This is a genomic window from Thiobacillus sp., from assembly GCF_030696885.1.
GTDB lineage: Bacteria > Pseudomonadota > Gammaproteobacteria > Burkholderiales > Thiobacillaceae > Thiobacillus.
In genome coordinates this window covers 1-12585 of sequence record NZ_JAUYRI010000017.1, presented here as the reverse complement: position 1 = coordinate 12585, position 12585 = coordinate 1, and the positions used below count along the sequence as shown (strand labels likewise).

Genomic DNA, 12585 nt, shown 5'->3' with positions numbered 1-12585 from the left:
AAGCCCGCAAGCGGGCAAGTCGCTGCTTATCCCCCGCAAGCGGGACCTCGGTGCCCCGAAGGGGTAGAGGGGGCGAACGCTGGGCCCAAGGCGATTAACCATTTTTCTGCAGCCAGTATTCGAGCAGCGCCATATGCCACAGCTTGCTGCCCTGGATGCGGGTGTGGTGCTGCTCGGGGGCATCCAGCAGCCTGTCGACGTAGGCGCGATGGTAGAGGCCGCGCTCGCGGCAGGCCTGGGAATTCAGAATGTCCTGCATGAAGTTCAAGAAGTCTCCACGTACGAATTTGAGAGCGGGCATGGGGAAATAGCCCTTCTTGCGGTCGATCACCGCGTCCGGCACCCGACCGCGCGCAATGCTTTTCAGCACGTGCTTGCCTTCCGACGCCAGCTTGAGGTGGGGTGGCATCGCCGCCGCCAGTTCCACCAGTTGGTGATCGAGGAAAGGCACGCGTGCTTCGAGTCCCCATGCCATGGTCATGTTGTCGACCCGCTTCACCGGATCATCGGTGATCAGCATCGTCGTATCCATGCGCAACACCTGATCGATGAATTCGTCGGCAAAAGGTTCCGCCAGGTGCGCGGCGATCAGCTCGCCCGTGTAGTCGGGCCCGTGATACGCCGGCAAGGTCATGTCGAGGAATTCGTCGTGGTCGCGGTCGAAGTAATGGCGGCGGAAGCGTTCCAGCGGCGAGCCCTGCGTGTCCGCCACCATGCGCGGATACCAGAAATAGCCGCCGAACACCTCGTCGGCGCCCTGCCCGCTCTGCACCACCTTGACCGCCTGGCTGACCTGCTCGGCCAGCAGGTAGAAAGCCACCGCGTCCTGCGCGAACATCGGCTCGCACATCTGGTCCACCGCCTCCGGCAGGCGGCGCAGCACCTCGGCATTCGGGATCAGATACTTGTGGTGGCGCGTGCCGTACATCGCCGCCACCGGATCGGAGTATTCAAACTCGTTGCCGCGCTCTTCCGGCTGGTCCTCGAAGCCGACCGAGAAGGTCATCAGGTCGGGCACCCCCTGCTCGGCCAGCAAGGCCACCAGCAGGCTCGAATCCAGCCCGCCCGAGAGCAGCACGCCGACCTTGACGTCGGCGATCTCGATGCGCTTTTTCACCGCCTGACGGAGGCTTTCGTGGATCGCCTCGGTCCACTCGGCGTCGGTTCGCGCCGTCGCTGGTCGTTGCGCCGGCAACGACCAGTATTTCCTGTGGCTGAGTTCGCCGCGCGTATTCACCGTCAGCGTGGTGCCAGGCGCGAGCTTGCGGATGCCGTTGAAGATCGTGCGCGGCGCCGGCACCACCGCATGCAGCGTGAACAGGTGGTGCAGCGCGACCGCATCGATGCCGGTGTCGACGCCGCCCGCGGCAATCAGCGCCTGCGGGGTCGAGGCGAAGCGGAAGCAACCGAGGGTTTCACTGTAGTACAGCGGCTTGATGCCAAGACGGTCGCGCGCCAGGAACAGTGTCTCGCGATTCCACATGGCGAACGCGAACATGCCGTGCAGGCGCTCGACGCAGGCCTCGCCCCATTGCAGGTACGCGCGCAGGATGACCTCGGTGTCGCCGTCCGAATGGAAGACCTGGCCGAGCGCGATCAGCTCGGCGCGCAGTTCAGGATAGTTGTAGATGGTGCCGTTGAACACCAGCGCGGTGCCGCTCGCCGCATCGACCATCGGCTGCTGCGAGCGCGTCGACAGATCGATGATCGCCAGCCGGCGGTGGCCCAGCCGCACCGCGCCGTCGGCGTGCTGGCCCTCGGCGTCCGGCCCGCGCCGCGCCAGCTTCGCCAGCATGCGCGCCATGATGTCGGGCTCGGGCGCCTTGTAGTCGAACCGGAATTCACCTGCGATGCCGCACATTGTGTATCGATCTCATTTTTTTCCACGCCGGGCGCGAAGGCACACGAAAGGGGATCTTTCGCGTGTGAATGTCCGCGCGCATGCACTCAGTGTAGATTTTCCACCGACATTGTCGTGTCCTGCGTGGACACGCTTTCATGCCACCAGTGGCGGCTCGTCCATCAGCGCGATCTGCTCGCGCAATTCGAGGATGCGCGCCTGCCAGTACAACTGGGTATTGAACCACGGAAACGCGGCGGGAAAGGCCGGGTCGTCCCAGCGGCGGGCGAGCCAGGCCGCATAGTGGATCAGCCTCAGGGTTCTGAGCGCCTCGACCAGATGCAGTTCGCGCGGGTCGAAGTCCATGAAGTCTTCATAGCCTTTGAGGATGTCGTTGATCTGCGTCTGCTGCTCATCGCGCTCGCCCGACAGCAGCATCCACAGGTCCTGCACCGCCGGCCCCATGCGGCTGTCGTCGAAGTCGACGAAATGAGGCCCCGATTCGGTCCACAGCACGTTGCCGGCGTGGCAGTCGCCGTGCAGGCGGATGGCCTGCACGGCGCCGGCGCGCTCGTAACAGATCGCCACACTGGACAGCGCATGCTCGACCACGCTGTCCCACGCTGCGACCAAATCGGACGGCAGCCAGTGGCCGTCGCGCAGGAAATCGCGCGACGCGGTGCCGAAGGTTTCAAGGGTGAGCGCAGGCCGCTGCGCAAACTCGGCCTGCGCGCCGACGGCGTGAATGCGGCCGAGAAAGCGCCCCATCCACTGCAGCGTGTCGGCGCGGTCGAATTCGGGCATGCGCCCGCCCTGCTTAGGGTATACCGCGAAGCGAAAACCCGCGTGGGCGTGCAGCGTGGCGCCGTTCAACACCAGCGGCGCAACCACCGGGATCTCGCGCGCGGCGAGATCGATCGTGTACGCGTGCTCCTCCAGGATGGCGGCGTCGCTCCAGCGTTCGGGGCGGTAGAACTTGACCACCACCGGCGCTGCCCCCGAACCGCCCGCAGGGTGAGCGTCCGGCGCGGCATCCTCCACCCCCATCTGGTAGACGCGGTTCTCGTAGCTGTTCAGCGCCAGCAGGCGGCCGTCGGCCCTGAGGCCAGTGCTGTCGAGCGCGTCGAGCGCGCAGTCGGGGGTCAGCGCGGAATAGGGGTGGGACACATCCATCATGGGAAAGGCAAAGCGGCTATGCTCAAAGTCGAAGCTGGACAGATAATGCCTCAAACGTCGCGTCACATCGCATCCCTATGAAGACGAATGACCCTTTCAGCATGGAGATCTCCCGCCTGATCTGGGAGACCCGCTACCGTGCCGCCGGCGAGGCCGACATCCGCGCCAGCTGGCAGCGGGTGGCGCAGGCGATCGCGCAGGCCGAAGGCGATGCGGCCGACGTCTGGGCAGAGCGCTTCCACGGGCTGCTGGACGGTTTCCGCTTCCTGCCCGCCGGCCGCATCCTCGCCGGGGCCGGCAGCGACCGTCATGTCACGCTGTTCAACTGCTTCGTCATGGGCGAAATCGCCGACGACCTCGAACACATCTTCGAAGCGCTGAAGGAAGGCGCGCTCACCATGCAGCAGGGCGGCGGCGTCGGCTACGATTTTTCCACGCTGCGGCCGGCCGGCATGGAGGCCGCCGCCACCGGCACCATCGCCTCCGGCCCGGTGTCCTTCATGCACATCTGGGACGCGATGTGCGCGACCATGCTGTCGACCGGCGCGCGGCGCGGCGCGATGATGGCAACACTGCGCTGCGACCACCCCGACATCGAGACCTTCGTCGACGCCAAGCGCGATCCCGCGGTGCTGCGGCATTTCAACGTGTCGGTGCTGGTGACGGACGCCTTCATGGCGGCGGTGGCGGACGACGCCGACTGGCCGCTGATGTTTCCCGGCCTCGCCGCGACGCGCACGCTGAAGGCGCGCGCGCTGTGGCAGCGCATCCTGCGCGCGGCCTACGACACCGCCGAACCCGGCGTGCTGTTCGTCGACACCATCAACCGCGACAACACGCTGGGCAGCCTGGAAACGCTCTCAGCCACCAACCCCTGCGGCGAAATTCCGCTGCCGCCCTACGGCGCCTGCGACCTCGGCTCGCTCAACCTCACCGCGTTCGTGATCGCGCCGTTTTCTCCGGCGGCCCAGCTCGATTTCGGCGCGCTGGCGGAGGCCACGCGCCTGGCCGTGCGCTTCCTCGACGATGTCATCGACGTCTCGGGCTATCCATTGCCGGCGCAGGCGCGCGAAGCGCGCTTCAAGCGGCGCATCGGCCTTGGCGTCACCGGGCTGGCTGACGCGCTGGTGCTGCTGGGATTCCGCTACGACAGCGAAGCCGCGCGCCAGCGGGCGGCGCAGGCGATGCAGACGGTGCGCGATGCCGCCTACCGGGCCTCGATCGAGCTGGCGCGCGAGAAAGGCGCCTTTCCGGCTTTCTCGCGCGACGCGTTTCTGGCGAGCGGTTTTGCGAGTCGACTGCCGGCGGACCTGCGCGAGGCCATCGCCGTGCACGGCCTCCGCAATAGCCATTTATTGGCGATCGCGCCGGCCGGCACCATCAGCCTGCTGGCCAACAACTGTTCCAGCGGGATCGAGCCAATTTTTGCCGGCGAGGCCGAGCGCCGCGTGCTGCAGCCGGACGGCAGCTACCGCACCCACGCCGTGCTCGACTCCGCCCTGCAGCGCTGGCGGGCGCAGGGCAACAGCGGGGTGCCGCCGGCGTTCGTCGAGGCGCGCCAGCTCGACCCGCTGGCCCATCTCGCCATGCAGGCGGCGCTGCAGCCTTATGTCGACAACGCCATTTCCAAGACCATCAACGTCGCCGCCGAGATGCCGTTCGAACGCTTCGCCGACCTCTACCGGCAGGCGCACGCGCTCGGCCTCAAGGGCTGCACGGTGTTCCGTCCCAACGCCGTCACCGGCGCCATCCTGAGCGAGCCGGCGGCCGAGCGGGTTCAGTGTTGCGGCATCGAACGCGAGGCAGACTAGTTACGACAGCCGTTCGTCGGCGCATCAAGCCGGCATCTCAAGTTCTCCAGGATTCATTCCGAAAAGGTGTTGTTGGCTGCCAGCCGGCTATCCGGATGGCACACCTCACGCTTCAACGACCCTTTGGAGAATTGCCGCAATGTTCCGATCCGCCCCGCTGCGAAGCATCCTGATTCTGGGTGCGCTGCTCAGCCTTCCCTTGCTCACCCAGGCCGCCGACCTTCGCATGGGTGTCTTTGCCGGCAGCGCGGGCAAAGACAATCAGGCCGAACTCAAGGCCATGTTCGACCCCTTGGCCGAGCACATCGCCAAATCCACCGGCCACACGATCCGGCTGGAAATCAGCCAGAGCTTCGGCAACATGGAACGTCGCCTCGGCGCGGGCCGCTACGCCCTCCTGCTGAGCCCACCCCAGGTGACGGCGGATGCCATCACGGATGGCTTCGAGCCTGTCGCCAAATGGGACAAGCCGATTTTCGGCGTGGTCGTCGTGCCGACAGACAAGCCCTATAAAGCCGTTGCCGACCTCAAAGGCGCCCGGGTCGGCATCGCCGCGCGCGATACCGCAGCCGGGCCCTTGTGCGTGGATGTATTGAAAAAATCCGGCTTGAGCCAGAAGAAAGACTTCGCTGCCCTGTACGAAGGCCGCTTCCAGGACGCCATGATCCAGCAATTGTCGACCGGCGCACTTGACGCTATTTGCACCGGCTCCGGCGCCTGGCGTGTCATGAACGAACAGAATCCGGGCAAATACAAGGTCGTCGGCGAATCGGTCCGCGTCCCCGGATTCGCGCTCAGCATCGACAAGAGCCTGAGCGAGGCTGAGCGGAAAAAACTGACGGGCGTTCTCGTCGGCCTGGGCAAGCATCCCGAAGGCAAACGTGCGCTCGCGGCGATTTCCGGCAGCGCCGCCGGGGCGGCCGATACGCTGCCCACCCATGCCGGGGAATACACCAGCTCCAACCAGCTGATTCAGGAAAACAAGCGGCTCTATAACGACCTGATTCCTTCCAGGTAAACCGTCTCCTCCCTCCTGCGGCCTCGATTCGAGGCCTTTTTTTTGCGCCTCCAGACAGTGTCCCCGGCTTCCCGCCTGGCCCGCAAACACGTCACAATGCGGACTTGCCGGTCTTTCACGCTCGCCCATGAAAACATCCCCCCCGACGTCGTCGCCCCCCCGTCCGCGCATCGGCCTCGCCCTGGGCAGCGGCTCCGCACGCGGCTGGGCGCACATCGGCGTGATCCGCGCCCTGAAGGATGCCGGCGTAGAGCCGGACATCGTCTGCGGCACCTCGATTGGTGCGCTGGTGGGCGCCGCCTACGTCGACGGCGATCTCGACCGGCTGGAAACCTGGGTGCGCAGCCTCAAACTGCAGACCGTGGTGAGTTTCCTCGATTTTTCGCTCGGGGGCGGTCTGATCAAGGGCAACAAGCTGATCGATTTTTTTCGCAGCCATTTTGTCGACCGCGACATCACCGACCTTGAACGCCCGTTCGGCGCCGTCGCCACCGACCTGCGGCGCGGCCGCGAAATCTGGCTGCGCGACGGCCCGGTGACCGAGGCGGTGCATGCGTCGATCGCGCTGCCCGGCCTGTTCGCACCGGTCCTGCGCGACGGCAGCTGGCTGGTCGACGGTGGCCTGGTCAACCCGGTGCCGGTATCCCTGTGCCGCGCGATGGGCGCCGACATCGTGATCGCGGTCGACCTCAATACCGACCTGCTGGGCCGGCATCTGAAGCCCCGGCCGCTCAAAACCTCGCGCAAGCGCACGCCGGCCGCGCCGGACACCCTGGCCGACACGGTCATGGCGCGCATCCAGAACGGCATGTCGCAACTCGGCATCAATCACCGCGACGAAGCCGGGCCCCCGGCGATGCTGGACGTACTGGCATCCAGCATCAACATCATGCAGGTGCTGATCACGCGCAGCCGGCTGGCAGGCGAGCCGGCGGACGTCATGATCACGCCGATGCTGGCGGACGTGGCCTTGATGGATTTTCACCGCGCCAGCATCGCGATCGAGGCCGGACAACATGCGGTCGAAGAAGCGTTGTCGCAGCTGCGGCAACGCGTCGACTTCTGAAAAGACAGGTCAGGAAATGGGCGTGGCGCACAGCGCCAGCTTGCGCGCACGGTCGAGCTGCTTGATTGCGGCTTCACGCCGGCAGGCGTCGGCGCGACTGACCGCGGCTTCGACATGAACCAGCGCCACCGGCCGCCGGCTGCGCGTGTAGCGCGCGCCCGGGCCGCCCTCGCCGTTGTGTTCGGCGATACGGCGCGTGACGTCCGTGGTGATGCCGGTGTAGAGGGTGCCGTCGGCGCAGCGCAGCATGTAGACGCACCACGCGGCGGTATCGCTGTGCCGGCCCATCACACCGCGCTCATTGCGTTGCAGCGCGGAACTTGATGAACGTCAGGATTTACAGCGGGCGCTTGACCGACACGATGCCACGCACCATGCCCGGCCCATAGCCGGTCGCCTTGTCCAGCGGGTATTCGGCTGCGAGGCGCGCTTTCACGCCATCGGGAATCGCTGCCGAATCGCCGTGGCAACTCAGGCACACGGGCTGCACCGGCAACGCCTTGGCGTAGCGGAACTGCTTGCCTGTAGACGTGCTGACCACCTGCCAGGTGTCTAGCGTTTCCGGCTTTTCGCCAGCCGCCAGCCGCTTTTCCAGCCCGGCCTGGGCCTGGGCTTCCCAGGCGTCGGGCACGCCCGCCGGGTTGCGGTTTTTCGGGCTAACGCGCTTGACCTCGAATCCGGACTGCTTCGACACGTCGGCGGCAATCTGCGGCGCGCGCTCCTTGCATACGCCAATCGCTCCATCCGGCCCCTTCTCGCCCAGCGCAGTTTTCAGCTCGCCGCCGAGTTTCTGGATCAGGGCACCACTCGCCTTGCGCGCATCGGCCACCATGGCGGCTTGTTCCTCCGCGCTGGGCCCGCTGGCGCAGCCGGCGAACAGAAAGGGCAGGGTGAGTGCAATCAAGGCTGGCTTGTTCATGGGGGCTCCTCCGAGGTAGTTGCTTAATACTACCCGGCGGCCCTTTTGGTCGGCAATTGAAAGTTTTTATGGACGCTCAGACGTCGGCTGACAGTTCCTGCGCCCACAGCAGCGCGTCCATGTGCACCTTGTTGATGTCGTCCACTTCGCGGCCGATCTGCTTGGCCAGGGTCTCGATGCTGCTCTGGTCGTCCTGCTCGCAGGCGATCGCCAGCGCGAGGTAGGGCGCGTACGGGCCCCTGTTCGCGATGATGGCTTCGGTGATTTCGGCAGGCAGGCTGATCTGTTTCAGCACATCTTCCATCGGCATGTGCATCACCACGTCGAGCAAGGAAAACAGGCCGGCGACGAAAATCTCGTCGCGCGCCTTGGCAAACAGCGCACGCCCGGCCAGCTGCTCGGCCACCCGGCCTCGCACCAGGGCGTTTTCCAGCACCGCCGAATCGAGTTCCTGGGCCTGGCCGCCGGTAAACAGGATCAGCGTCAGCCAGCGATACAGCTTGTCCTGGCCCATCACCATCAGCGCCTGCTCGATGCCGCCGACCTTGTTCAGCAGGCCCATGCCGGGCGAGTTGACGTAGCGCAGCAGGCGCACCGACAGCGCCGGATCATGACGGAACTGGATCGCCAGTTCCGGCTGCTCGGCACCGGTGCGCACCCGGTTCATCAGGTCCAGCACCTTGGCACGCGACGGCCCCATGGTCGGGTTGCCGAGGTTCTCGCGACGGGTGATGAACGGCCCCATGAACAGCGCAAACTGCAGCTTGTGGCACATGTGGAAGCCTTCGAGCGACTGCACGTCCATCGCCACGAAGCGCTTGCCCGCCGCCACCTTGGAGATGGCCGCCATCTGCGCAGTAATGGCCGGAATGTCCTCGCTGCTGGCGTCCATCAGCACATAGTCGGCGTGCAACAGCAGGCCGTGTCGGCTGGGGTTCGCAACGGCCTCGGCCAGCACGGCAAAATTGAAGCCGCGCGCTTTCAGTGCGGCCATGCGGGTCAGCAAGGCTTCATCAATCAGCGTCTGCTGGTTGATGTTCAAAATCCACACGGTGCCGGCAGCCGGCCAGCTCTCGATCAGCGGATGGTTCAGCGTGGCCGGCGCGATCGGCACGAAGGCAAGTCGCTGCCCCAGGAGGCGCGCGATGTCCATGCGCTCCAGGTTCGCGAGCAGGGTTTCGTCATAGAGGCGCTGCACGTCAGGCAGGCTGAGGTCGGTCTGCTCATCCAGCACCCGGCGCAGCATGAAAGTGTAAGCGGCCACTTTCTGGTCGCGGCCCAGCATGGCCTCGCGGCGCATCACAGAGGACGACTTGGATGCCGCCTTTTCTGCCGGCTTTTCCGCCTCGACTGTCGATACGCGCTTGGGCGGCGCGGCGGCTGAGTCCTTCCCTGACAACATTCCAACCAAACGATTCAGCACGCCTCACTCCTTTGCAAAAAAAACCGGGGCCCATCAATGATGACATCGGCACCGGCTGACGGGACTGTAGCCCCGGCCCAAAAAATTTTGGGCACCCGTGGGGGTGCCGTCCACCCATTCTAGCTACCGGCCGCTGCTATGCTATTGAGAGCAGGCGGCACGATTCAACATGCTTTCCGGGGTTCAAATTGTTCAAAAATCTTTCCCAGTATTTTTTTCGCGGTCTGATCGCCGCCCTGCCCCTCGGGCTGACGGTCTACCTGTTGTATCTTTTCCTGAGCTGGAGCGAGACGCTGGCGATGCAGGTGATCCGGCCCTTCATCGGCGACTTCTATGTACCGGGCCTGGGGCTGTTGCTGGGCATCAGCGGCATTGTGCTGCTCGGCGTGCTAATGTCGCAGCGCTGGGTCGGCCCGCTGCTGGCGCTGCTGGAGTTGCCCTTCACCAACCTGCCGGTGGTGAAGAGCATTTATTCCTCGCTGAAGGATTTTGCGGCCTATTTTTCGCCCCGCCGCAACGCAGCGGCCCCGCAGACCGTGGTGGCGCTGCGACTGCCGGGACACGATCTCGAAATCGTGGGGCTGATCACCCGCCAGCGCGTCGACGACCTGCCTCCCGGCTTCCTGCAGGGCGACCGCGTGGCCGTCTACCTGCCGATGGGCTACATGATCGGCGGCTATACGGTGTTTGTGCCGCGCGCGTGGGTGCAGCCGATCGACATGTCTGTGGAAGAGGCGATGCGTTCGTCGCTGTTTGCCTGGATGAGCACAAGCGCCAAGGACGGCTCACCCGCCAGGACGAAGCCATGATGCGGTCGCCTGCCCCGTTGAGATCGCGTTAATCATGCAGATCGAATGTTATGCCCAACGCCTGCTCAACCCGTTTCGCGGGGTGGTGCACATCATTCGCTATCAGTCGGCCGAGGCGGTGACCACCGACGGCGTCGAGTGGGACATCTATGTGGCCAACGACGCCCTGCTTGACGGTCTCGGGCGCGCCGGCAAGCGTGCGCAGATTTCCGACATCCGCTACGGCCACTGGTCGGCGGAAAAGGGCCTCAAGCGCGGCCCGCTCTATCCTTCGGACGACTTCAAGCGGCTGGAGGACATGGGCGCGGTGGCCTACGAACACCTGCTCAAGGTGCATCGCGAGGTGCCCTTCAAATTCCGCGATGCCTTCGAGCTCTGGCTGCTCGACCGCGACGACCGGCCGCTGGCGCTGCTGCACAGCGTGCGCACCCACAGCGAAACCGACACCCGGCCGCCGCTGGACTGGCGCGCCGGCATTGCCGCACAGGAGCATTTTCAGAGTACCGCGATTGCCGGCCTGACCGAGCCGGCCAGCGTCTACCTGACGCGCCATGTCAATGCACTGGCCAGCGGTGTGGCGCAGTGGTTTTGCCGCACCGACGACGGCGCCGGGCTGGGGCTGCATACGCTGCAGGGGGGTGAGCCGCTGCACGGCCGCGTGCTGGATGCGGACGCCTTTCCGCCGCGCTTCATCGCCACCGCCGGCATGGATGCCGCGCACACCCGGCTGGTGCAGGACTACCACGCCTGGCAGGCGCCGTGGATGCTGCTGCTGCCGCACCTCGACCCCGCCACCCGCAGCGCGCTGGAGGCCAGCGCCTGCCAGCAGGCCGAATCGATCGAGAAACACTTCCGCCTGTATCCCGCCGTCATCGACCGCGCGGCACTGCAGGCGGCGCGCGTGGAAGCGGCGCTGGTACGCAGTCAGCCACGCCCGCAGCAACAGGATGAGGGTATGCCGATGTTCTATATCGAACTCGGCAGCACCGAGAGTCAGGACATCTGAGGCCGCCGCATCAGCCGGCCGCGTCGAGGCCGCTGATGTCGAGGATGGCCGTCGGCAGCGCAATCGAGGCACCGAGATGCGGCGTCAAGCGCACGCCGACCTGCGGGTAACGCGCGCCGAATTCGGCAATGGCATCGGGAATGTCCTGTGCCACGTGGGTGCCGGCTGCCAGAAAGTAGGGGAAGGCGACGATCTCGGTGACGCCTTTTTCCGCCAGCGCCGCCAGCCCGTCCGGAATGCCCGGCTCCGCCAGTTCCAGAAACGCCGCCTCGACATGGTCGTAGGTCTGGCCGGGTTGCGCGCGCACCGCATCGGCAAGTGCGCGGACTTCGTCGTTGGACGCCGCGCGGCGGCTGCCGTGGGCAATGATGAGCAGGCTGGGCATGGCGGTAAATTCCTTTATCAATGACATCACAGTGAGCGGATTCCGCCCGGGGGGTTCCCCAAGGCCAAGGATTCCGGTCGATGCGGCGTGTTGGTAGAAATGTGTCGTTGTTTGTCCTACACGCGACGCCGACTATCCGACGACCCCGCCAAGAGAGGGGGTTAATCCATACCAAGGAGGAAGACAATGAACGCGATGAAAACGCTGCTCGCCCTGCTGATGGCCGGGCTGGTCTCGATGCCCGTACTGGCCCACGACAAAAACAAGAAGGGCAATAACGCATGCCCGGTGGGCCTGGTCAGCGGCATCAGCATGGACGACGAATTCGGTCCCGGTACGCAGGACCTGACCCAGTGCCTCAAGCAACGCCACAACGTGAAAATGGTCGTGCAGATCAATCAGTTCTGCACCAGCGCCGCCACCCCGGAAGCCTGCGCAGCCTCACCCTACGGCCTCAACAATATCCGCAACATGCTCGACGACTATGAAGTCACCCACGGCATGAAACCGGGCAAGGACTACGAAATGGTGGTCGTGCTGCACAGCCCGGGCGGGCGGATGGCGCTCAAGGATACTTCGGTCCGGGGCGACGGCACCACGGTCTCGGGCCGCAACCCGTTCGAAGGCACGATCCGTGGACTGATGGCGCGCGGCGTCAAGTTCTACTTCTGCCAGAACACCACCCGCGCCTTCCTCAACCAGCCGGGCACGGCGATCACCTCGCTGCCGAAATACCTGACCACCGGCATCTCGACCACCGACCAGATGATCGAAGGCATGGAATACACCACCGCCGGCCTGACCTCGATTGCCGATTTCCAGGCACGCGGCTACGCCTACATCCAGCCCTAACCGTTCTCCGCCACGCACACCCCGCCAGGGCCGAACGGCCGGGCGGGGTTTTTTATTGCCTGCAGCTCCTGGCATTATCCTAAAAACCGCAGTTGACCCCTTACAAGCGCTGGGAGCGCCGCATGGATATTAAGTTTTTGAGCCACGTGCGCCTTCACCTGGCGGGTGAGAACGCTACGCACCCGATTGCACGATTTTCGGGTCGCCTGGCCGCGTTGCTCTTCGTTGCAGGGAGCGGCCATGCGCCTCATCGCGCCTTGCCAGACAACCCGAAAACCGC

At 65.3% G+C, this 12585-nt stretch carries 12 protein-coding genes; 6 read left to right on the top strand and 6 right to left on the bottom strand.

Features of this window, described 5'->3' with window-relative positions; all coding sequences use genetic code 11:
• Positions 1-94: 94 nt before the first annotated feature.
• A complete protein-coding gene (locus Q8R61_RS07870; protein WP_305535965.1) occupies positions 95-1861 on the bottom strand; it encodes an N-acetylglutaminylglutamine amidotransferase in 1767 nt (588 codons plus the stop codon).
• 135 nt (positions 1862-1996) lie between these two features.
• Positions 1997-3016, bottom strand: coding sequence for a serine/threonine protein kinase (locus Q8R61_RS07865; protein ID WP_305535963.1), 1020 nt, complete (start codon positions 3014-3016; stop codon positions 1997-1999).
• 101 nt (positions 3017-3117) lie between these two features.
• On the opposite strand from Q8R61_RS07865, the gene Q8R61_RS07860 reads away from it, so the two are divergent.
• The 3 genes from Q8R61_RS07860 (at position 3118) to rssA (ending at position 6911) form a co-directional block, all read left to right on the top strand.
• Positions 3118-4827: an adenosylcobalamin-dependent ribonucleoside-diphosphate reductase gene (locus Q8R61_RS07860; protein WP_305535961.1), complete on the top strand. Its 1710-nt coding sequence runs from the start codon at positions 3118-3120 to the stop codon at positions 4825-4827.
• Between the two features lie 139 nt (positions 4828-4966).
• Positions 4967-5845: a PhnD/SsuA/transferrin family substrate-binding protein gene (locus Q8R61_RS07855; protein ID WP_305535959.1), complete on the top strand. Its 879-nt coding sequence runs from the start codon at positions 4967-4969 to the stop codon at positions 5843-5845.
• 127 nt (positions 5846-5972) lie between these two features.
• Positions 5973-6911: a patatin-like phospholipase RssA gene (gene rssA / locus Q8R61_RS07850; protein WP_305535957.1), complete on the top strand. Its 939-nt coding sequence runs from the start codon at positions 5973-5975 to the stop codon at positions 6909-6911.
• A 9-nt stretch (positions 6912-6920) separates the two neighbouring features.
• On the opposite strand, the gene Q8R61_RS07845 is transcribed toward rssA, so the two are convergent.
• The 3 genes from Q8R61_RS07845 to Q8R61_RS07835 form a co-directional block, all read right to left on the bottom strand.
• The gene (locus Q8R61_RS07845; RefSeq protein ID WP_305535956.1) at positions 6921-7199 is read right to left on the bottom strand and encodes a GIY-YIG nuclease family protein; all 279 of its coding nucleotides are present in this window, start codon (positions 7197-7199) and stop codon (positions 6921-6923) included.
• A gap of 49 nt (positions 7200-7248) precedes the next feature.
• The gene (locus Q8R61_RS07840; RefSeq protein ID WP_305535954.1) at positions 7249-7830 is read right to left on the bottom strand and encodes a DUF3365 domain-containing protein; all 582 of its coding nucleotides are present in this window, start codon (positions 7828-7830) and stop codon (positions 7249-7251) included.
• Between the two features lie 76 nt (positions 7831-7906).
• Entirely contained in the window at positions 7907-9253 is a 1347-nt protein-coding gene (locus Q8R61_RS07835) for an EAL and HDOD domain-containing protein (protein ID WP_305535952.1), read from the bottom strand.
• Between the two features lie 188 nt (positions 9254-9441).
• On the opposite strand from Q8R61_RS07835, the gene Q8R61_RS07830 reads away from it, so the two are divergent.
• Positions 9442-10062, top strand: a complete 621-nt coding sequence (locus Q8R61_RS07830; RefSeq protein ID WP_305535950.1) for a DUF502 domain-containing protein — start codon at positions 9442-9444, stop codon at positions 10060-10062.
• A gap of 34 nt (positions 10063-10096) precedes the next feature.
• Complete coding sequence (locus Q8R61_RS07825; RefSeq protein ID WP_305535948.1) at positions 10097-11068, top strand: hypothetical protein; 972 nt, start codon at positions 10097-10099, stop codon at positions 11066-11068.
• Between the two features lie 10 nt (positions 11069-11078).
• Here Q8R61_RS07825 and Q8R61_RS07820 read toward each other — a convergent pair whose 3' ends face one another.
• Positions 11079-11453 carry a sirohydrochlorin chelatase gene (locus Q8R61_RS07820; RefSeq protein WP_305535946.1) on the bottom strand — a complete coding sequence of 125 codons (375 nt, stop codon included), beginning with the start codon at positions 11451-11453 and terminating at the stop codon, positions 11079-11081.
• 186 nt (positions 11454-11639) lie between these two features.
• On the opposite strand from Q8R61_RS07820, the gene Q8R61_RS07815 reads away from it, so the two are divergent.
• Positions 11640-12305: a DsrE family protein gene (locus Q8R61_RS07815; RefSeq protein WP_305535944.1), complete on the top strand. Its 666-nt coding sequence runs from the start codon at positions 11640-11642 to the stop codon at positions 12303-12305.
• Positions 12306-12585: the final 280 nt, after the last annotated feature.